Origin of the sequence: Hymenobacter sp. YIM 151858-1 (assembly GCF_025979705.1) — a bacterium.
Classification (GTDB): domain Bacteria; phylum Bacteroidota; class Bacteroidia; order Cytophagales; family Hymenobacteraceae; genus Solirubrum.
Genome location: NZ_CP110136.1, coordinates 4,098,137 through 4,118,960, shown reverse-complemented (window position 1 = coordinate 4,118,960; position 20,824 = coordinate 4,098,137). Strand labels below are relative to the sequence as shown.

The following is a 20,824-nucleotide window of genomic DNA, read 5'->3' as shown; positions in this document are numbered from 1 at the left end:
ATGAAAATTGTACAGAACGCAGCCAACGATACCTTGACGCTTGCCCTCGACGGCGAGCTTGACGCCAGCTCCTCCGTGTTGCTCGACAACGAGCTTACGAAGCCCGAAATCCTGAACTTCCGCAAGGTGATGATCGACTGCCAGCGGCTGAACTACATTTCGTCGGCTGGGTTGGGCGTGTTTATCTCGCACCTGCAGCGTTTTCAGGATGCGGGCGTGAAGCTGGTGTTCTTTAACATGCAGGAGAAGGTGCACAACGTGTTCGAAATCCTAGGTCTGGATTCGCTCATGACGATTGTGCCTTCGGAGCAGGAAGCCACTGCCATTTAGTTCCTTAGCGCCATCAAGCCCATGACGCACGCCATCCGCATCAGTTGCAGCCGCCGTAACCTGAAGACGGTGCGTGACTTCGTGGCTGGCGTACTTGCTGCGCACCAACTGTCGGATATTCTGCAGAACCAGATTATCCTGGCCGTCGATGAGATTGTGGCTAACCTCATCATCCACTCCAACCACGAGGACGACTCGAAGAACCTCGACATCCGGGTGGCCGTCGACGACAACGAGTTTCGGTTTGAAGCCGAGGACGATGGCCAGTCGTTTTCGCCCGCTGCCTACCAGGACCCCGACATTGCCGAGCACATCCGGATGGGCAAGAAGGGCGGCGTGGGCATTGCCCTCGTCAACAGGATTATGGACCAGGTTGAATTCACGACCATCGACAACCGGAATTTCTGCCGGTTGCGGAAGCGGCTAGCCTGATCTTCAGCTACTCGGCGGCATCCGAAAATTGCTTAACATTGCAACAAGCAGCCGTCCGCAACTCTGGCGCGACCAGGAGGCGGACGGCTTTTTTGTGTCACTTATTCTGTATGCGTAACAACCGCATTCTGCTTTCCGGCGCCGCGCTAGCGGCTACGCTTTTGGCCGCTTGCCAAAGCACCAAACCCACTACTTCTGCCAAACAGCCGGTGCTCATGTCGCTCGGCAACCAGGAGGTGCCCGCTTCGGAATTTGCGTACGTGTACCGCAAAAACAACGGCTCCGCCCCCGATGCCGGCTCGCGCGAAAGCGTGCAGGAGTACCTCGATCTGTACACCAACTTCAAGCTGAAGGTGCTGGAGGCCGAGCAACGCGGCCTCGATACCACGCAGGCCTTTAAGCGCGAGCTGGAGGGGTACAAGCAGCAACTGGCCCAGCCCTACCTCACGGAGAAGAGCGTAACCGACCAACTGGTGCGCGAGGCCTACGAGCACATGCAGAAGGAGGTAAACGCCTCGCACATTCTGGTGCGCATTACGCCCGAAGCCGACCCCAAGGACACCCTGGCCGCATACCAGCGCATTACGGCCCTGCGCCAGCGCGTAACCGGCGGCGAAAACTTCGAGAAAGTAGCCCGCGAGGCTTCCGAAGACCCCTCGGCCCGCGACAACGGCGGCCGCCTAGGGTACTTCACGGCCCTGCAGATGGTGTACCCCTTTGAGGCCGCGGCTTACAAAACCCCGGTGGGCCAGGTGTCGCAGCCGGTGCGTACGCGCTTCGGCTACCACATCATTAAGGTAAACGACGTGCGCCCGGCGCAGGGCGAAATAAAAGTGGCGCACCTGATGATCCGGGCCACGCCAGGCATGCCCAAGGCCGACTCGGTTACGGCCAAGAAGAAGGTAGACGAGCTGTACAGCCGCCTGCGCAAGGGCGAAAACTGGGAGAAAATGGTAGCCCAGTTCTCGGAAGACGTTGGCTCGGCTTCGGGCGGCGGCGAGCTTCCGCCCTTCGGCACTGGCCGCATGATTCCGTCGTTTGAAGAAGCGGCTTTCCGGCTGCAGAAGCCCGGCGACCTGTCGGCTCCGGTGCAAACGCCCTACGGCTGGCACATTATCCGCCTGATCGAGAAGCAAACGGTTCCGTCGTTCGAGCAGATGGAAGCCAGCCTGAAGCAGAAGGTTGCCCGCGACTCGCGCTCCGAGCTGAACCGCACGGCTTTTCTGAAGCGCATTCGCACGGAAAACCGCTTTACTGAGGTGCCCGCCATGCGCGACGCGCTGCTGGCCCAGGCCGATACCTCGCTTACAAAAGGCACCTTTAAGGCCGAGGCCTTCCTGAGCAAAGCAGCCGCTGCGCAGCCCGCCAAAGGCAAAAAAGGCAATGCCCTGATGCCCACGGCCCCGCTGTTTACCATCGGCGCCAAGCCCTACACCATTAAAGAGTTTCTGACGTTTGCCGAGCAGCGCCAGCAGCCCCGCGCCGGCGCTACGCCGCAGCATGCCATGCAGCTGCTCTACGATCAGTACGTCGATCAGAGCCTGCAGGACTACGAGCGCGCCAACCTCGAAAGCAAGTACGAAGACTACCGCATGCTCGTGAAAGAGTACCGCGACGGCATTCTGCTGTTCCAGCTGATGGACGAGAAGGTGTGGTCGAAAGCCATTGAGGATACCGTGGGCCTGAAGCAGTACTTCGCGGCCAACCAGGCCAAGTATCAGTGGGAGCCGCGCGTGCAGGCCACCCTCATCAGCGCCGCTACGCCGCAGCTGCGCAGCCAGGCCGCTGCCTTCTTCACCAAGTCTACTGGTAAAAACATAGCCGAGGCATCGATGCCCACCGACCAGGGCATCCCGGCTACGGTGGCCTTCAACGCCAAATCGGCTACCCTCACGGCGGCTGGCCAGTCGGCTCTCGAAAGCCTGGCCAACCAAATGCTGGCCGATACTACCCTGGGCGTCTCGGCCACGGCTTACGCCAAAACCAACGCGGCCATTCCGCTGGCGGCCCAACGCGCTACGCAGGTGCGTACCTATCTTACCAGCAAAGGCGTTCCGGCCAAGCGCGTGTTGGCAGGGCAGCAGCTGGGCGGCAAGGAAGCCAGCACCGCTGCCGGCGCCACGAGCGTATTCCTGCGCGGCTACACCCGCAACCCGGCCATTATCGAGCAGCGCCTGAACCGCAGCAACCCATTGGCGGTGCAGATTCAGCAGCGCGCTTTCCCGAAGGGCGACAACAAAGTGGTTGACGGCGTACCGCAGCAGCCCGGCACTTACAACGTGGAGCAAGATGGCCGCTACTACGCCGTTATCATCGACAAAGTGCTGCCGGCCGGCCCCAAGAGCCTGAACGAAGCCCGCGGCCAGGCCACCTCCGATTACCAGAACTACCTGGAGCAGGAGTGGATTAAGGAGCTGCGCACCAAGTACCCGGTGAAGGTGAACGAAGCCGAGGTAAACAAACTCGTTACCAAGTAGCGGCTGCCTGCCCTACTACCCGAAACCCTGACCTAGGCCGGCCTAGGTCAGGGTTTTTGCTTGCCCCGCGGCATGCAACCCAGCGGCGCCCTAGGTGCCTCTTGCTGTTGGCAGGCCGCTAATTCGGGGCCTTTTTGCCCACTCGGCTATTTATGCTGAAATTTACCGGCCGCGTTTGGCGTTTGCTTCGCGGAGCGGTGGGTGCGCACCTAGGCCGTAGGGCCCGGCAAGCCTGCTCCGTAGCTGCTTTTTAATCCGACATGACTCACTTATTTCGATTGGCGGCCGTAGTGCTGCTGGCTCTTACTACCCTAGGTGCCCAGGCGCAGGCGCTGGCCGGCCTGTCGCGCAACACGGGCAAGCCCGTGGCCGATGGCATCCTGGTGAAGGTGGACAACCAGATTGTGCTGCGCTCCGATTTGGAGAACATTTACCTGCAGCAGCAACAGCAAGCCGAAGGCAAGCCGTTGCCGCCCGATTTGCGGTGCCGCATTCTGCAGTCGCTCACGCTCAACAAGCTGCTGTTGGCCAAAGCCGAAACCGACTCGGTAACCGTAACCGACGACCAGGTGAACGGCGAGCTAAACCGCCGCATGAACTACTTCATCCAGCAGATTGGCTCGGAGAAGAAGCTCGAGGAGTACTACAACAAATCCATCCGGCAGCTGAAAGAAGAACTGCGCGTGCAGGTGCGCGAGCAGCTCATTCAGCAGAAAATGCAGGATCAGATTTCGGGCAAGGTGACCGTGACGCCGCGCGAGGTGCGCCAGTTTTTTGCCCGTATCCCTAAGGACTCGCTGCCCTACTACTCCACCGAAGTGGAGGTGGGCCAGATTGTGAAGCTGGCCAAGCCCGACCAGAAGGCCGAGCAGGCTACCCTGGCCAAAATGAACGACTTGCGGGCACGCATTCTGGCCGGCGAAGACTTTGCCACGCTGGCCAAGCAGTTTTCCGAAGACCCCATTTCGGCCAAGGACGGCGGTAACCTAGGCTTCTTCAAGCGCAAGGAGCTGGTGCCCGAGTACGAAGCCGCGGCCTTGCGCCTGCAGCCCGGCGGCCTTTCGCCCATCGTAAAATCGCAGTTTGGCTACCACCTTATTCAGCTCATCGAGCGCAAAGGCGACAGCTACAACTCGCGCCACATCCTGATGAAGCCTACCTCTGGCTCGGCCGATGTGGATGCCTCGACGGCTGACCTGAACAAGCTGCGCGCCCGCATTCTGCAGGACAGCATCACGTTTGCCAAGGCGGCCAAGGATTTCTCCGAAGACAAAGAATCGGCGGGCAACGGCGGCTTGCTGCAAAACCGCCGCGACGGCAGCTCCTATCTGCCGCTGGATCAGCTCGATCCGGCCATCTTCTTCACCATCGATACCATGAAGGTGGGCAGCATCAGCAAGCCCCTGCCCTACCGTACCGACGATGGCAAGGACGCCGTGCGGATTATCTGGCTGAAATCGAACACGCCGCCGCACCAGGCCAACCTGAAAGACGACTACCAGAAGATTGCCACCGCCGCGCTCAACCAGAAAAAGAACAAAGCCCTGGATGAGTGGTTTTTGCGTAACCGCGGTACCGTATTCATCGAGGTTGACCCGGAATACGCCGGCTGCAAAGTGCTGGATGCGGAGTAACCGCGCAAGCAACGTTTAACGGGTGCGGGGAGGTTGAGGCGGCTGGGCCGTACAACCTCCCCGCACTTATTTCGTCTTCTGTCTTACTATACAAGCAAGCATGCGCACATACTCATCGGATAAGGAAGCAGCCGACGCGCTGGCCCAATCGTACCGCACGCTGCGGCAGGAAATCGGAAAAGTTATTGTAGGACAGGACGAGGTAGTGCGTTTGCTGCTCACGGCCGTGTTTGCGCAGGGCCACGCCTTGCTGGTGGGCGTACCGGGCCTGGCCAAAACGCTGCTGGTGCAAACCATCAGCAACGCCTTGGATCTGTCGTTCAACCGCATCCAGTTTACGCCCGACCTGATGCCCTCCGACATTGTAGGCTCGGAGACGCTGAACCAGCAGCGCGAGTTTCAGTTCGTGAAGGGGCCGATCTTCGCCAACATCATCCTGGCCGACGAAATCAACCGCACGCCGCCCAAAACGCAGGCCGCGCTGCTCGAGGCCATGCAGGAGTACGCCGTTACGGTGGCGGGCCGGCGCTACCCGCTGCAGCGCCCGTTCTTCGTGCTGGCCACGCAAAACCCCATCGAGCAGGAAGGCACGTACCCCCTGCCCGAGGCGCAGCTCGACCGTTTCATGTTCAACATCACGCTCGACTACCCCAGCTACGAGGCCGAGCTGCAGATCGTGAAGAACACCACGGCCGATATTAAGCCCACGGTGCAGAAGATTTTGCACGCCGATGAGATTGAGGCCTTCCAGCACTTGGTGCGCCGCGTGCCCGTAACCGACAACGTGATTGAGTACGCCGTGAGCCTGGTGCACAAAACGCGCCCGAATACCGAGCGGGCGGCCCAGCGGGCCTCCCAGCTGCTGGAGTGGGGCGCCGGACCTAGGGCCTCGCAGCACCTCATCCTGGGGGCCAAGTGCAACGCGCTGCTCAACGGCAAGTACTCGCCCGATATCGAGGATGTGCGCGCCGTGGCGCCGGCCATTTTGCGCCACCGCGTGGTGCGCAACTTCAAAGCCGAAGCCGAAGGCATCACCGTAGACCAGATTGTAAAAGAACTGCTGTAAGCAGGTAATTCAGTTCAAAACGCAGTGCCGCGTGTGGCCGCAGCATCTGGCATGTGTAACTAGGTAGTACCTTTGCTACTTGAAGTCGGCACGCGAGCGGCCTAGGTGGCACTCGGCACGCCGCGCTATTTTGCCCTACCCCCATGGAAGTTCAAGGCTATTACGAAAGCTTTCCCCGCAACCTGCACATGGTAGACGACGCCCTGCGCGCCGGCCTCGACCTACGCACCACGGCGCTCGAAACCTCGCTGCCGCTGGAGGTGTACGTGCTCAGCGAGATCCTTAACCAAGGCGGCGCCTCCTTCAAGCTCACCACCGATGGGCTGCAGCGCGTAGCCGAGTTCAAGCAGCAGTACGAAGCCAACTTCGATCAGGCCAACGCCATCATGCAGCGTTTCCTCGACGACTGGAAATCGTACATGCGCACGCCCGAAGGCCGCGTGCTCACCAAAGAAATGCTGATCCGCCGCTTGGAGTTCTTCAACGAAGCCGCTCGCCAGGTAAACGTGATGCGCACGCAACAATCCCTAGGTAGCCCGGCCCAGTACAAGCACCCGCACCTGCCCGAGGCCGCACTTATCTCGACGCTGCCCGCGCAGCGGTAGTAAGGCATCAAATAAGCTGTCATTGCGAGGACGAAGGCCGAAGCAACCCTTCCTCTCGCGGCACAACCCCTCAGCTGGCAGCAACCGAGAAACCATACGTACAGAACAACCGCACCGCCCGACTCCTGCTGCCAGGATTCGGGCGGTGCGGTTTTTAGCCTGCTAATTTTTGGCTTAGTGCTGGGTGAACAGTGGTGCCCTGCTCAGGACCGATTGACGCCGCTCCATGCGCGGAATGTCCTTCGTCCTCGCAATGACAGCGGGCCGAACGCTCCCTACCCCAGGTGTTTCCACTGATCCTGTTTCCGGATTTCGGCGTGGCCGTCCATGTCGTGGCGCAGGTCCAGCTCGCCGGCGGGCTCCTGCTTAAGCTTGCTGGGCACCTCGGCGCCGTGCGGGCCTTTGGAGTTGGTTACGCCGCCGTCGACGAAGTACAGCGCGCCGGTAACAAAGCTGGCCTCGTCGGATGCCAGGAACAGGTACACGTTGGCCACTTCCTCGGGGGTGCCGCGGCGGCCCAGGGGCGTGCCCTCCACGGTTTGCTTTTCCATTTTGGCCGACATCGGCCCGGTTTCCTTGTGCGTCCAGGCGGTGTCCACGGGGCCGGGGCACACGCAGTTGGCGCGCACGCCTTCCTTGGCCTGCTCGGTGGCCACGCCCTTCATGAAAGCATGAATAAAGGCCTTGGTGCCGCCGTAGGGCGTGTTTTCGGCAATGCCCATCCAGCCCGCCTCCGAACCCGCCGACACGATGTTGCCGCGGGTTTTCTGGAGCTGCGGAATGGCGGCCCGCGTCATCATGAAGCAGGAGTAGATGTTGTTCTTCACCATGTACTGAAACGCCTCCACGGGGTATTCATCGATGGTAGCGGTGGCCGGAAACACGCCGGCGTTGTTAATCAGAATGTCGAGCTGGCCGAACTCCTTCACGGCCCGCTTTACACAGGCCTCGGCTTCCTCCTGCTTCGAAACATCACCGGCGAAGGCCACGGCGCGGCCGCCGGCTTTTACGATTTCCTGGGCCACTTCCTGCACCGGGTCTTCCGGAAATCCGCAGACCACCACGGCGGCGCCTTCCTTGGCAAACTTCTTACAAATGGCCTCGCCGATACCGGCCCCGCCGCCCGTAACAATGGCAACCTTGCCTTGCAGTCGGTTCATAATGTGGGTGTTTTGGGTGTGGTTGATGTAGCAGAGCGCCGGCCCTAGGTGCTCGGGCGAGCTTGCCCGGCCGGGGCTTCAGGCTAACGGACCAATACCAACGGGGTTGCCCTAGGTGCACAGGCCCGCGCTAAGCAACGCAACCGTTTTGGCGCGGCTTGCGTGTGGCAAAGGGTTCTGCTGCCTATGAGTCTGTTGCCCACGCTTACGCCGGCATCGTTGCGCACGGAGCGGCTCTTGCTCCGCCCCTATTTGCTTTCCGACGCCCCGACGTTTTTTGCTTTGCTCGATGCCGAGCGTCACCGCTTGCAGCCCGCTTTTCCGCGCCGGGTTACGGCAGTTCGCACTTTGGCCGATGCCGAGCACACCCTACGCACCTTCGCCGACAACTGGCGCCAACGCCGCCTGCTGGTGTGGGGTATCTGGAACAGCACGGCCACTTGCTACCTAGGCGACATCAGCCTGCAGCCCGATTCGCCGCGCATCCGTTCGGGCGAAATTGGCTACTACCTGGCCGCCGCCGCCGAGGGCTTCGGCTACGCCCGCGAGGCCCTACGTGCCGTAGTCGACTACGCCTTTGAGCAACTTGAGGCGCGCCAGCTCACGCTACGCTGCCGCCCGGCCAACGTGCGCAGCCAGGCCACGGCCGAGGCCATCGGCTTCCGCCGCACCGCCGACGTTGATGCCAGCATCTGGCACTACACCCTTAGCCGCGCCCGCTACCTAGGGCACGCGGCTATTGGGCAGCTGTAACTTGCTACCGAACCCAGCGTACGCGGTTGCCCACGTTGCCCAGCAACCACTCCTGCCGGAAGTTAAGGTACACCCCGGCCGAAAACTCAGTGCTCTTGGCCCGGAAGTCGTACACCGGCTCCAGGCGTACGGTGATGGCTGCTGCATGACCGAGGGAGAAGTCGCGCATCAGGCGCACGAACAGCAGTTGCCGGGTATCCTCGGTGTAGCTGGGCGTATTTACCGTGCGCGAAACCGATTGGTACAAATCGCCACCTAGAGGCGCCACAAACTTGTGGCCGTGCCAATAGCTCACCAGCGCATCAAGCCAACGTGTGTCGGCGCCGGCGTTTAAGTAAAGCGCCGAGCCGCGTCGGAAAGGCAATTGGTAAGTGAAGGACCGATCTTGGTAGCCAAGAACGTAGGCCTGCAGGTGCAAACGCTGCACCGAACTATGCGGATTGCGTTTCAAGAAGCCCAATCCTGCCGCGCCGTTAAATAGCGTTTGCAGGGGTTTATCAAGCGTATCGATCTGACCACCGGTGTGGGTCGCCGTAAATTGCAATGGCACAAACACTGCAACCGGACTTTTTGCGCCGGTAAGCCGAAGCTCGCTGCTGAAGCCGCCGGCAATCTGCTCCTGGTAGTTACTGGAGCGGTACTGTTGCCGCAGCCAGTCTACCCAAGCATCAACAAAAAAGCGGTTGCCTAGGTAGCGGTATTGCAGCCCTTCCTCAACGCGCTTCAGAATGACGCGCTCAAAGTTGAACAGCGGCTCGATATAGCCGTGGTGCAGGTGCCCGCGAATGTTGCCCAGCACTATTTCGTGTGGGCCGCTGCGGTAACGGGCAGTAAAGGTTGGCTGCGCTTGGCGCAGCTTGGCGTTGCCGAAATCCTGCCACAAAAATACGCCGGCTTCCAGGCGCAGCTTCTCCGTAGGGTAATACACCAGCTTCGGGTGCACTTGGGAACCGAAAAGCGTGTAGCCTTCGATGATGTTGTTGAAGTACTCATTATCCTTAAAGAAGGTGAAGGCATCAAGGTGAATCCTTAGGTCTCCCCTATTTTCGGATGCCACACGCAGTAAACTGTCCCGGAAAAATTCGTTGCGTTTTCTGATGGAATCAGTTTGCGCTTGGGTAGATACGGCAGCATCGCCGATGATTATGAGGCGCGGGAGCCCAGGTCGCTCGCTGGTAAACGCTCGGTTATCGAGCTGCGCCCATGCTAACGAGCTTATAAAACACAGAACCCCAGTGGCTAATAGTTTTAGCAAAGATTTTCTCATATATTTATTGCCAAGTCGGCACAAAACGGGGTTCGGCTGTGTTAGAAAAAGCTGCCTGCAACGGACGCTGGCGGGGTTTTCCCGATCTTGGTAACCAAAGCGGCGGCATCGCCCAACAGCGACTTCAAACCTACATCATATCTCCACAAAGCACGCACAAATGGCTGCAACCACTGACAAGACGGTGAACCAGAACGCCGAGAAACTCAAGGCGCTTCAGCTCACGATGGACAAGCTCGACAAGGCCTACGGCAAGGGCACCGTTATGAAGCTGAGCGACAACAAGGTGGGCGACATTCCCGCCATCAGCACCGGTTCGCTTGGTCTCGACATTGCGCTGGGTATTGGCGGTTTGCCCAAAGGCCGTATCGTTGAGATTTACGGCCCCGAATCGTCGGGTAAAACCACGCTCACGATGCACGCCATTGCCGAAGCCCAGAAAAAGGGTGGCATTGCGGCCTTCATCGACGCCGAGCACGCCTTCGACCCCATCTACGCGCAGAAGCTGGGCATCGACACCGAAAACCTCATCATCTCGCAGCCCGACAACGGTGAGCAAGCCCTCGAAATCGCCGATCAACTGATTTCGTCGGGTGCCATCGACATCTGCGTAATCGACTCCGTGGCCGCGCTGGTGCCGAAAGGCGAACTGGAAGGCGACATGGGCGACTCGAAAGTGGGCCTGCACGCCCGCCTCATGTCGCAGGCGTTGCGTAAGCTCACCGGTACCATCAACAAAACCGGCTGCTTGTGCATCTTCATCAACCAGCTGCGCGAAAAGATTGGCGTGATGTTCGGCTCGCCCGAAACCACCACCGGTGGTAACGCCCTGAAGTTCTACGCTTCGGTACGCCTCGATATCCGCCGCATTGGCCAGATCAAGGAAGACAAAGACAACGTAACCGGCAACCGCACCAAGGTGAAGGTGGTGAAGAACAAAGTAGCGCCGCCCTTCAAGGTGGTGGAGTTCGACATCATCTACGGCGAGGGCATCTCGAAAGTGGGCGAAATCCTCGACCTCGCCACCGACATGGGCATCATCGCCAAATCGGGCTCGTGGTTCTCGTACAACGGCAACCGCCTGGGCCAGGGCCGCGAGGGCGTGAAAACCATTCTGCACGACAACCCCGAACTGGCCGACGAAATCGAAGCCAAAGTGCGGGCCATGGCCAAGGGCGAACCCGAGGCTTTGGAAGCCGTGATTCCGGTTGACATGAGCGGCCCCGAAGACGGCGAAGACACGCTCTAAGCCGCCTGCGCACTGCGCTTGTAGTTTGCAAAAGCCCGCTGCCCTGGCAGCGGGCTTTTTTTGTGGCCCTAGGTGGCGCAGGCGGTTGGCACCTAGGCAGAGTAAGTTGCACTTAATCAGCGATTTCGCCCTCACGCGAACGATAACCTTGGTGCTTGCCGTTACGCTACATACTTTCTGGGGCGGTAAGCGTATTAGGCTCTTTTCTTAGCTTAAAGTGCTTGGTATATTTGCTTGGCACCCACTTTGCGTAGAAGCCTTTTAGCACTCCCTCATTTGATTTCAGCTTTACCCTACATGAAACGTCGCCGCTGGCTTTTGCTCTCCTTGCCCGTTCTGCTGAGCGCGGGGCTTACGGCTTTTGCGCCCACCGAGGCGCCGCGTACCGTGCGCAACGAAAGCTTCGGGCGCGGCGAGGTGGTGCAGTACAAAGTGCATTACGGCCTCATCAACGCAGCCGAGGCTACCATCGAGGTATCCGACGATATCCACCGCGTAAACGACCGGCCCTGCTACCGCGCCACCGTTACGGGCCGCACCAACGGCTCGTTTGATATGTTCCTGAAGGTGCGCGACACCTGGCGCTCCTACATCGATACGGCCAGCATATTGCCGCAGCGCTTTTACCGCAACATCGAGGAAAACAGCTACCGCAAGCGCGAAACCATCGATTTCGACCATTACCGCGACCTGGCCGCGGTGGAGTCGCACAAGAAGAACAAGAACGACGTGAAGCGCGGCAACTACAAAGTGCCCGACAACGTGCAGGACCTGGTAAGCGGCTTTTACTTTCTGCGCACCATCGACTTCAGCAACCGCCGCGTGGGCGAGCAGATAAAAGTGCAGGGCTTCTTCGACGATGAGGTATTTGACATGACGGTGACCTACAAAGGCCGCCAGAACGTGGAAACGAAGGCCGGTACCATTCGGACCATTCGGTTAACGCCCAAAATGCCCAAGAACAAGCTCTTCCGCGGCGACGATGCCATTTCGGTGTACTTCTCCGACGACCGCAACAAGATTCCGGTGCTCTTCGAGGCCGAAATGTTTGTGGGCTCGGTAAAGATTGATATGTACAAGTACAGCGGCCTGAAACACCGCCTGGCCATGGTTGCCAAAAACTAACGCAGCGCCGCCCACCTAGGGCGGCGTTGTTGTTTTGGGGCGGCTGTTACCCAGGGCATTGGCGCTTCACAAAAAGGTAATACGCCGCCTGTGCCGGCAAACGGTACTTTTGCAGCGTACTGCGTTTGGTATCCACTTAGCATTTGAACTCCTGTGCAACAGCCCGCCGCCTCTGCTGCCACTACGGCCTACAAAATTCTGGTAGTGGACGACGACCCCGACATCGTGGAGTTGCTCGAGTACAACCTGCGCAAGGAGGGCTACGACGTAGCCACCGCCCCCGACGGCCGCAAGGCCCTGGAGGTGGCGCAGCAGTTTTCGCCCGATATCGTGCTGCTCGACGTGATGATGCCCCACCTCGACGGCATTGCCGCCTGCCGCGAGCTGCGCGCCATGCCCAAGTTTAAGGACACATACATTTTGTTTCTGACAGCCCGCTCCGAGGAGTTCTCGGAAGTGGCCGCCTTCGATGCCGGCGCCGACGACTACCTCAGCAAGCCCATTAAACCCAGGGCCCTGATGAGCCGCCTGGCCGCCGTGGTGCGCCGCGACCTGGAGCCTACCGGCGCCCCTGCCTCCGACGTAATCGACATCAACGGTTTGCGCATCGACCGCACGGGCTTTGCCGTGTACCAGGACGGCCGCAAAATCAGCCTGCCCAAAAAAGAGTTCGAGCTGCTGGCTTTCCTGGCCGCCTCGCCCCACAAAGTATTTGGCCGCGACGAGCTGCTGCAGAACATCTGGGGCAACGATGTATTTGTGCTGGCCCGCACCGTGGATGTGCACGTGCGCAAAGTGCGCGAAAAGGTGGGCGAACACCACATCCAGACCATCAAGGGGGTGGGCTACAAGTTCAACCTCGATAATTAAGCCCGTAGCAGCGGCCACTCCCTAGGTGCCCATGCTGCTATACTCTTAGCCAACCAATCGGAATTGCCATCTTAGCGGTGAAAAACAACCACCGAGCTGCGCCAGCTGCAGTTGCCGGCTCCGCTGAACCCCAGCGCAAGGGCGCGTTGTTTTCGGCCCGGGAATCAGCGCTTCCGTTTGTGTTCAACCTCAACCTTTCCTCCCGCACCATTGCCGTCATCATTGCCTTGCTGGCGGCGGGGGTGCTCACTACGTTTGCTTTTCTGGCGCCTACCCTGCCGTTTCAGCAGGCGGTGCTGGCAGGCGGCGTAACCGTAGCGGCGTGCTTTCTGCTGCTGTATTTGTCGTTTGAGGCGCTGCTGTTCCGCGAAATCAACAACATTTACGCCGGGCTCGAGCTGGTTAAGCGCAAGGAGTTCCGGAAGCTTTCCAGCCGTTTTCTGTTTCGGCCCGAGCCGCTGAAACGCATCCGCGAGGAAATCCTCGACATGGCCGTGCGGCGCCAAAAGGAGCTCGACGACCTGAAACGCCTGCAGCAGCTACGCTCGGAGTTTCTGGCCGATGTATCGCACGAGCTGAAAACGCCCATTTTCGCGGCCCAGGGCTTTGTGTACACCGTGCTCGACGCGGGCGAAGACGAGGAGTTTATCCGCGAGAAGTTTTTGCTGAAAGCCGCCTCGGCCCTCGATGCGCTGGATGCGCTGGTGCAGGACCTCGTCACGATTTCGCAGCTCGAGAAAGGCGTGGTGCGCATGCGCAAACAGCGCTTCGATCTGGTGCTGCTGGTGCACGAAATCTTCGACCAGCTGGAGCTGAAAGCCGGCAAGCGCCAGATGACCTTGCACCTGCAGCCCACCGACTTGCCCCTGGAGGGCGTGCAGGTGCTGGCCGACCGCAACCGCATCCGGCAGGTGCTCATCAACCTCATCGACAACGCCATTAAGTACGGCCGCGAGCAGGGCAACATCACGGTGCGCCTGCGGGCCTCGGCCAAGGCCGTGCGCATTGCTGTGCACGACGACGGCGAGGGCATACCCGAGGAGCACCAGCGCCGCATCTTCGAACGCTTTTACCGCATCGATAAAAGCCGGGCGCGCGGCGCGGCCGATGCCGGTGGCTCGGGCCTGGGTTTGGCCATCAGCAAGCACATTGTGGAGGCGCACAAATCAACCATTAAAGTGCGCAGCGCCGTGGGCGAGGGCACCACGCTCGAGTTTAAGCTGCCCCGCCCCAAAGGCACGGCCGCCGAGCACGAGCCGGCGTAAAAGCAAGCGGCCACCCACAATGTGGGTGGCCGCTGCGGTATGCGCTTTTGGCACCTAGGGCTATGGGTGGGTTTTGCGGCCCGAGCCGCCCGGCTTTTTACCGCCGCCGTCTTGCTTGTTTACGGTGGCCCAGGCCCGGCGCTCAGCTTCGTCTTCCGAAAGACCCCGCTTTTCGTAGCTTTCCTCGATGTGCTCGGCCTGGCGCTTCTGCTTATCGGTGTATTTCGATTTATCTCCTTGTGGCATAACTGACAAATGTTGGAAGTGAAACAGGTATGCGGCTTTGCTTTTCTACGCCGTTGGTGCCTGCCAAGTTGTTGCGGCACCTAGGGCAACTCAGCGGCGGGGTGGTATCTTCGCCGCATAATAGCTAGCTATGCGCCACGTTGCCGACATTCCGCACCCCGACATGAAACTCACGCTGCTGGCGTGGAATGGCAAGTACCTGCTGAAGTGCGAGCAGGGCTCGTTGGAGCAGACGTACAAGGTGAGCGAAATGGACCTGCTGGGCTCCGATGCTGACTTGCCCAGGCTGCTCGACGAGCCGTTTTTGGCGGCCGTGCTGCGCCGCTTTGCCGAGATGCGCGCCGATTTTGCCGCCGCGCTCGAGCGTCAGGATTTGGTATAGCCGCCGCATTTGTTTTTTACCTACCTGCTTTTGTTATGCTACCTCTGATTACCCGTTGGTTGCTGCTGTGCCTGGCAGCCGTGGTGCTGCCCCTAGGTGCCGCCCATGCCCAGCTCTACGATGTGCGCACCAGCACCATCAACATCGATAAGCGCGAGCGGCCCGCCCTGAAAGTGCAGGTAGAAGGCAGCGCCAAGGAAGCCCGCGAGTTCTGGCAGCAATACCTGAAAGACAGCTACAATATCCGCATTAAGTCGGGTGGCGTGCTGGGCATCGGCGGCAACAAGGAGGTGCTGCTGGCCAAGCAAACGCCGGTGTCGAGCATTTCGGGCAAGCTGCTCGATTTGTACACCAACGTGGTGGCGCCCACCGACAGCACCGCCGAGGTACAGGTGTTTGCCGCTTTCGACAACGGCACCACCTGGCTCGACCCCGACAAAACCGCCTCCGAGTTCTCGGCCTTGCGCACCATGGTACAAGGCTATGCCAAGGCCTACCGCCCGCGCTACGCCCGCATGGCCATTGAGCAAGCCGAAAAGCAGCTGCAGGAGGCCGAAAAGGAGAAGTCGCGCCTCGAAAAGGAAATCAAAACCCTGGCTGCCGACACCGTGAGCAACCTGGCCCGCATCAAGCAGCTGCAGGAGCAAAACGTGCAACACGCGGCCAGCATCAAAACCAACCAGCAAAAGCTGGTGCAAAACGCCACCGAAACCGAGCGCCGCAAAGTAATACTGCAGCGCCGCCGCGACCGGCTTTCGGCTCTTGATCGTAGTAAGTAGCACTGATCCGCAGGCTACTCCTCTGCCCTACCATGGATAACAACGACGCTTCTCCGCTCGATACCCTTCGCCAGCTCAAAGAGTGGCTCGATGCGGGCACCATTACCCCGCAGGAATTCGAGACGCTCAAACGCAAGCTGCTCTTCAGCGAAAACCCGCCGGCGGCACCTAGCACGCCCGAGGCAACCCCGGCACTAACGCCCGCCGTGCCCGTGGCTCCGCCGGTAGTGCCGCCAAGCCCAGCCTTCAATCCGACACCTTCCGCGCCGGTGCCGCCGCCCACGGCCAACGTACCGCCCCCGGTCGAGCGCCACGTTACGCCGCCACCGGTTGATGACCCGTTGCTCCCGCCGGTAATAACCAACGAACCCGCCGCCCGCGTGGAGCCCGTGGTGCTGAAGGAAGATTACTTCCGCCGCGAGCCAGTTGCCGTTCCGCCCAGCGCTGCCGTACCACCTACCGACGACACCCTGGACGAGCCTTCCGACGAACCCCGCCGCCAACCGCTTGCCACCGTGTTAATCATCGTTGGCGTGGTGGCTTTGCTCGGCATTATCGGCTACCTGCTGCTGGGCAACCGCGAGTCGGAGCGCCTTACCAGCAACTCCATCACGGCCGCCGATACCACCTCGGTACAAATAGAAGAAGGCCCGCAAGCCGAGCAGCTCGACTTGCCGCCGGCCGCCGCTCCCGAGACCATTCGGGTGCAGCCCAACATTCCGGTAGCCGCGCAAACGGCCGACTCGGCTGCTACGGGCACCGGCGCGGCCCCGGCTGGCACTGCTCCCGCCGACCCGGCCGTTTCCGAGGCCACCATCCGCAGCCGCGTGCAGCGGGCCCTTACGGCTTTGTACAACGACATGGAAGCGGCCCCTTTCAATGCCAGCCAGCATTTTGCGCCGCAGGTGGAGCGCTTCTACACCCTGCAGAACACCACGCCCGGAGCTATTGAAGCCGAGCTTAACCGCAGCCACTTTCCGGAGTTTACCGAAAGCCAAATCAGCTTCGATCCGTCGTCGCTCCAAATCAGCCCGGTAACCGACGACGGCTCTGTTACGGTAACCTACAACGAGCGTGGCCGCTCGCTGCGGAAATCGCGCAACCAGTACCAGCAAACGCTGGCGCAGGTGCGTGCCCGCATCGACCGCACCGGCAAGCTCACCTACTTCCGCCAGGAGCGCCTGCTCGAAAATACTTTTACCGATGCGGCACCCGCTTCTGCCCCCATCGAACCTACTCCGCCCCAGGAGTAACCGCGTGGGTAGCACTGTGCACTTCCTAGGTATGCTGCTGTTGGTACTGGCCGCCGGCCTAGGTGGCTGCATCAAGGCCATCAAGCCGCCGGGCGAATACACCCGGCGTGCCCCGGCTCCCCCACCCGACTATAGCCTGCCAGCCAACTGGGCCGCTTTGCCCACCCGCCTCGATTCGGCCGATGCCGTGCCGTGCAACTCGGGACTACGCGATGGGCAAGCCACGGCGCCGGCGGATGTGTTCTTCGTGCACCTGACCACGCTGGTGCAGCCCAAAGCCTGGAACGGCGACCTAGGCGACGCCCAACTCAACCGCTTCACCGATCAGTTCAGCATTCGCAAGCAGGCCTCGGTGTTCAATGCCGCCGGGCGGATATATGCCCCGCGCTACCGCCAGGCCGCTCTGTACGCCTTCTTCGATAGCACTGCCAACGGCAAACAGGCCCTAGCCCTGGCCTACACCGATGTAAAGGCCGCTTTCGAGTATTACCTCAAGCATTACAACCAGGGCCGCCCCATTATTCTGGCCGGGCACAGCCAGGGCACCTACCACGCCCAGCGCCTGCTGCGCGAGTTTTTCGACCAAGACCCGGAGCTTCGCAAACGCCTTGTGGCCGCTTATTTGGTGGGTCTGAAGGTGGTGCCTGGTTCGTACCAGGTTATTCGCCCGTGCCAGGATTCGCTGCAAACCGGCTGTTACGTGAGCTGGAACGCTGCCGAATCGGGTATCGACTACCCGCCGTACGCTGGTGCAACGGCCGTTAACCCCCTAACCTGGACCACCGACACCGCCCGCGCCCCCGCCACCCTCAACCGCGGCAGCGTGCCCTACGGCTTTGATCGGGTGGACGCGCAAGTGGCCGATGCCAAGGTGCACAACGGCATTTTGTGGGTGCACCCGCCCAAGCCGCAAGGCTACGTGCGCTTTTACCTGCCCGGCCGCGCCGAGCTGCGCCATTCCTTCCACGTCGTCGATTATGGGCTGTACTACCTGAGCGTGCGGCGCAACGCCGTAGCGCGGGTGCAAGCCTGGCAGCGCCAGCAGCCACATCAGGAGGCGCTGCGGCCCTAGGTGGCTAGCAAACCATAAAACAAAAAGGCCCGCTGGCAATTTGCCAGCGGGCCTTTTTCATGCACGTCGGGGCTAATTAAGCACCGATAGCAACACGCTTGAAGTCGGTTACCGTCATGCCTTTCGACGTTTTGTCGAGCAGCTGAGCGATGGTTACCGAGCTGTCCTTCACGAACTCCTGGTTCAGCAGGGTGTTCTCCTTGTAGAACTTGTTCAGCTTGCCCTGAGCGATTTTCTCCAGCATAGCCTCCGGCTTGCCTTCGGCGCGAGCCTGCTCTTTACCGATTTCGATTTCGCGCTCCACGGTAGCCGAGTCAACACCGTCTTTGTCAACGGCTACGGGCTTCATGGCTACGATTTGCATCGCCACGTCGCGGCCTACGCCGGCTACGTCAACGCCGCCGGTGTTCTTCAGGGCTACCAGTACACCCTTCTTGTTGTCGCTGTGGATGTACGAAGCTACTTTCTCAGCCGTCAGCGACTCGTAAGCAACTACGTCGATTTTCTCGCCGATTTTGCCCATCAGGTCGGTGATGTGATCCTGCAGCGAACGACCGTCCTCTTGTTTAGCAGCCAGCAGGTCTTCTTTCGAAGCAGCGTTGCTCTTCACAGCCGATTCGATGGCCAGCTGGGCCAGAGCTTTGAAGTCAGCAACTTTTGCAACAGGCTCGGTTTCGCAAGCCAGCGCTACCAGTTTGCCGTTGGTGCCATCTTCGCTAACGGTTGCCAGCACCAGGCCTTCAGCCGTTGCATTCTCCGAACGCTTGTCGGCAATTTTCTGGCCCTGCTTGCGCAGAATGTCTTTTGCCTGCTCGAAGTCACCGTTGGCTTCGGTCAGAGCCTTTTTGCAGTCCATCATGCCGGCGCCGGTCATGGCGCGCAGCTTGTTCACGTCTTGGGCGGTAATTGCCATTGCTGTGAAATTAGGGAGGTTGATGAGGTTTCTCGGTAGTATTCAGCTGGCAGCTGTTGGTTGGCCGCAACCGGCGGGGCACCTAGGCCTTGGTTGCTGACAACTCACACCTGGCAACTAAAGAAGAAGGGAACACCGGAGCCCTAGTGCTTCGAATGTTCCCTCCTCTCAAATCAGGGCAGTGCGGGACTATTCGTCGGCGTTCTGCTTTTCCTGGATGCCTTCTTCTTCGGCTTGCTTGCGGTCGGCGTCTTCCTTGTCAACCTTGCGCTCCGACAGGCCTTCTTCGATAGCCTTGCCGATCGTGTTGATGATCAGCTGCACCGACTTCGAGGCGTCGTCGTTAGCGGGGATCGGGAAGTCTACCAGCTCGGGGTTCGAGTTCGTATCGCAGATAGCAAATACCGGGATGCCCAGTTTCTGAGCTTCTTTCACGGCGATGTGCTCGCGCTTCACGTCAACGATGAATAGAGCAGCGGGCAGGCGGCTCAGGTCGGCGATGCCGCCCAGTACGCGCTCCAGCTTCTCACGCTCACGCGACAGCATCAGACGCTCGCGCTTTGCAATAGCAGCGTAAGCCGTGTTCTCTTTTACCATCTTGTCGATGGTGCTCATCTTCTTCAGCGACTTACGAACGGTCGCGAAGTTGGTGAGCATGCCACCCAACCAACGGTCGGTTACGTAAGGCATTTTCAGGCGCTTCGCTTCGTCCGAAACGATTTCCTGAGCCTGCTTCTTCGTGGCTACGAACATGATTTTGCGGCCCGACTTGGCGATGTTGCGGATGGCCGAAGAGGCCTGGTCCAGCGAAGCCAGCGTCTTGTTCAGGTCGATGATGTGGATGCCGTTCTTCTCCATGAAGATGTACGGCGCCATTTTGGGGTCCCACTTGCGGGTGAGGTGACCAAAGTGGGCACCAGCATCCAGCAGATCTTTATAGGTAGGCAATGCCATAACTTGAGCTCTTCTGGTAGATTAACGTTTCGAGAACTGGAACGAACGACGCGCCTTGCGCTTGCCGTACTTCTTGCGCTCCACCATGCGGGGGTCGCGCGTCAGGAAGCCTTCTTTCTTGAGGGCAGGACGAACTTCGGCGTTTTCGGCAACCAAAGCCTTCGAAATAGCCAGGCGAATTGCTTCGGCCTGGGCGCTGATACCTCCGCCGCGCACGTTTACGCGCACGTCGTACTTACCCACGGCATCAAGCGTGGTGAAGGGCTGGTTAACGATAGCCTCGAGCAGCTCGTTGCTGAAGTAAGACTTCGCATCCCGGTCGTTGATAGTGATATTCCCTTGCCCGGCTTGCACATACACGCGAGCCACCGAGGTTTTTCTTCTACCAGAAGTGTTGGTGATTTCCATGAGTTGAACAATCAATCGATGAAAACGCGGCCCTTATGGAGGAAGGGCAACGTCGTTTCTTACAGGTTGGTGAGCTTGTACTCGGTGGGCTGCTGCGCCTCGTGCGGGTGCTCGGCACCGGCGTACACAAACAGGTTGCGGAACTGCTCACGGCCCAGGCGGTTGCCTTGCAGCATGCCTTTTACCGCGTGCTCGATAACCGAAGCCGAGTTCTTCGCCATTTTGTCGCGCAGGTTGATGCTGCGCTGACCACCGGGGTAGCCGGTGTGGCGGAGGTAGATTTTGTCGGTCATCTTACGGCCAGTAACGCGCAGTTTGTCGGCGTTGATGACGATGACGTTGTCGCCGCAGTCGGCGTTCGGCGTGAACGAGGGCTTGTGTTTGCCGCGCAGAATGTTAGCAATCTGGCTGGCTACTCGCCCGAGCGTGCCGGCGCTAGCGTCAACAATAACCCAGGCCTTATCGGCCGAGGCTTTGTTCACCGAGCGCGTTTTAAAGCTCAGATGATCCATGGATCAGTTTCTTGTGGGTTGGGTAAGTATTTGCAAGTCAGTCCCGAATCAGCCGCTGAAAGCATCTGGCTC

General features: G+C 59.9%; 22 protein-coding genes. 15 read left to right on the top strand and 7 right to left on the bottom strand.

What is annotated here, in order from left to right; genetic code table 11:
* From OIS50_RS18315 to OIS50_RS18290, 6 genes are all read left to right on the top strand, one after another.
* Entirely contained in the window at positions 1-330 is a 330-nt protein-coding gene (locus tag OIS50_RS18315; protein ID WP_264692079.1) for an STAS domain-containing protein, read from the top strand.
* A gap of 21 nt (positions 331-351) precedes the next feature.
* Positions 352-762, top strand: coding sequence for an ATP-binding protein (locus tag OIS50_RS18310; protein ID WP_264692078.1), 411 nt, complete (start codon positions 352-354; stop codon positions 760-762).
* 110 nt (positions 763-872) lie between these two features.
* On the top strand, positions 873-3,239 hold the full coding sequence (locus tag OIS50_RS18305; protein ID WP_264692077.1) for a peptidylprolyl isomerase: 2,367 nt from the start codon (positions 873-875) through the stop codon (positions 3,237-3,239).
* A 260-nt stretch (positions 3,240-3,499) separates the two neighbouring features.
* Positions 3,500-4,873 (top strand): peptidylprolyl isomerase, encoded by a 1,374-nt coding sequence (locus OIS50_RS18300; protein ID WP_264692076.1) that lies wholly within the window; start codon positions 3,500-3,502, stop codon positions 4,871-4,873.
* Between the two features lie 100 nt (positions 4,874-4,973).
* A complete protein-coding gene (locus tag OIS50_RS18295; protein WP_264692075.1) occupies positions 4,974-5,939 on the top strand; it encodes an AAA family ATPase in 966 nt (321 codons plus the stop codon).
* Between the two features lie 143 nt (positions 5,940-6,082).
* Positions 6,083-6,544: a hypothetical protein gene (locus OIS50_RS18290; RefSeq protein WP_264692074.1), complete on the top strand. Its 462-nt coding sequence runs from the start codon at positions 6,083-6,085 to the stop codon at positions 6,542-6,544.
* Between the two features lie 275 nt (positions 6,545-6,819).
* On the opposite strand, the gene OIS50_RS18285 is transcribed toward OIS50_RS18290, so the two are convergent.
* Positions 6,820-7,704 carry an SDR family NAD(P)-dependent oxidoreductase gene (locus OIS50_RS18285; RefSeq protein ID WP_319805304.1) on the bottom strand — a complete coding sequence of 295 codons (885 nt, stop codon included), beginning with the start codon at positions 7,702-7,704 and terminating at the stop codon, positions 6,820-6,822.
* A gap of 186 nt (positions 7,705-7,890) precedes the next feature.
* Here OIS50_RS18285 and OIS50_RS18280 point away from each other — a divergent pair, with 186 nt between their 5' ends.
* Positions 7,891-8,457, top strand: coding sequence for a GNAT family N-acetyltransferase (locus OIS50_RS18280; protein WP_264692073.1), 567 nt, complete (start codon positions 7,891-7,893; stop codon positions 8,455-8,457).
* Between the two features lie 4 nt (positions 8,458-8,461).
* Here OIS50_RS18280 and OIS50_RS18275 read toward each other — a convergent pair whose 3' ends face one another.
* Positions 8,462-9,514 carry a hypothetical protein gene (locus OIS50_RS18275; protein ID WP_264692072.1) on the bottom strand — a complete coding sequence of 351 codons (1,053 nt, stop codon included), beginning with the start codon at positions 9,512-9,514 and terminating at the stop codon, positions 8,462-8,464.
* Positions 9,515-9,884: 370 nt separating this feature from the next.
* Here OIS50_RS18275 and recA point away from each other — a divergent pair, with 370 nt between their 5' ends.
* From recA to OIS50_RS18255, 4 genes are all read left to right on the top strand, one after another.
* Positions 9,885-10,973 carry a recombinase RecA gene (gene recA, locus OIS50_RS18270; RefSeq protein ID WP_264692071.1) on the top strand — a complete coding sequence of 363 codons (1,089 nt, stop codon included), beginning with the start codon at positions 9,885-9,887 and terminating at the stop codon, positions 10,971-10,973.
* 297 nt (positions 10,974-11,270) lie between these two features.
* Positions 11,271-12,098: a DUF3108 domain-containing protein gene (locus OIS50_RS18265; RefSeq protein ID WP_264692070.1), complete on the top strand. Its 828-nt coding sequence runs from the start codon at positions 11,271-11,273 to the stop codon at positions 12,096-12,098.
* A gap of 153 nt (positions 12,099-12,251) precedes the next feature.
* Positions 12,252-12,968, top strand: coding sequence for a response regulator transcription factor (locus OIS50_RS18260; protein WP_264692069.1), 717 nt, complete (start codon positions 12,252-12,254; stop codon positions 12,966-12,968).
* A 179-nt stretch (positions 12,969-13,147) separates the two neighbouring features.
* Complete coding sequence (locus OIS50_RS18255) at positions 13,148-14,233, top strand: sensor histidine kinase (protein WP_264692068.1); 1,086 nt, start codon at positions 13,148-13,150, stop codon at positions 14,231-14,233.
* A gap of 60 nt (positions 14,234-14,293) precedes the next feature.
* Here the strand turns inward: OIS50_RS18255 and OIS50_RS18250 are convergent, their stop codons facing one another.
* Positions 14,294-14,479, bottom strand: coding sequence for a hypothetical protein (locus OIS50_RS18250; RefSeq protein WP_264692067.1), 186 nt, complete (start codon positions 14,477-14,479; stop codon positions 14,294-14,296).
* 130 nt (positions 14,480-14,609) lie between these two features.
* Between OIS50_RS18250 and OIS50_RS18245 the strand changes: the two genes are divergently transcribed.
* The 4 genes from OIS50_RS18245 to OIS50_RS18230 are packed head-to-tail and all read left to right on the top strand — an operon-like array spanning position 14,610 to position 17,965.
* A complete protein-coding gene (locus OIS50_RS18245; protein ID WP_264692066.1) occupies positions 14,610-14,861 on the top strand; it encodes a hypothetical protein in 252 nt (83 codons plus the stop codon).
* A gap of 35 nt (positions 14,862-14,896) precedes the next feature.
* Complete coding sequence (locus OIS50_RS18240) at positions 14,897-15,640, top strand: hypothetical protein (RefSeq protein ID WP_264692065.1); 744 nt, start codon at positions 14,897-14,899, stop codon at positions 15,638-15,640.
* A gap of 32 nt (positions 15,641-15,672) precedes the next feature.
* A complete protein-coding gene (locus OIS50_RS18235) occupies positions 15,673-16,893 on the top strand; it encodes an SHOCT domain-containing protein (protein WP_264692064.1) in 1,221 nt (406 codons plus the stop codon).
* A 31-nt stretch (positions 16,894-16,924) separates the two neighbouring features.
* A complete protein-coding gene (locus OIS50_RS18230) occupies positions 16,925-17,965 on the top strand; it encodes a DUF3089 domain-containing protein (RefSeq protein WP_264692063.1) in 1,041 nt (346 codons plus the stop codon).
* A 76-nt stretch (positions 17,966-18,041) separates the two neighbouring features.
* On the opposite strand, the gene tsf is transcribed toward OIS50_RS18230, so the two are convergent.
* From tsf to rplM, 4 genes are all read right to left on the bottom strand, one after another.
* Entirely contained in the window at positions 18,042-18,878 is an 837-nt protein-coding gene (gene tsf / locus OIS50_RS18225; protein ID WP_264692061.1) for a translation elongation factor Ts, read from the bottom strand.
* Positions 18,879-19,067: 189 nt separating this feature from the next.
* Positions 19,068-19,832 carry a 30S ribosomal protein S2 gene (rpsB, locus tag OIS50_RS18220; protein ID WP_059072241.1) on the bottom strand — a complete coding sequence of 255 codons (765 nt, stop codon included), beginning with the start codon at positions 19,830-19,832 and terminating at the stop codon, positions 19,068-19,070.
* Between the two features lie 21 nt (positions 19,833-19,853).
* Positions 19,854-20,240, bottom strand: coding sequence for a 30S ribosomal protein S9 (gene rpsI, locus OIS50_RS18215; RefSeq protein ID WP_059072240.1), 387 nt, complete (start codon positions 20,238-20,240; stop codon positions 19,854-19,856).
* Positions 20,241-20,299: 59 nt separating this feature from the next.
* Positions 20,300-20,752: a 50S ribosomal protein L13 gene (rplM, locus tag OIS50_RS18210; protein WP_264692060.1), complete on the bottom strand. Its 453-nt coding sequence runs from the start codon at positions 20,750-20,752 to the stop codon at positions 20,300-20,302.
* Between the last annotated feature and the right edge of the window lie 72 nt (positions 20,753-20,824).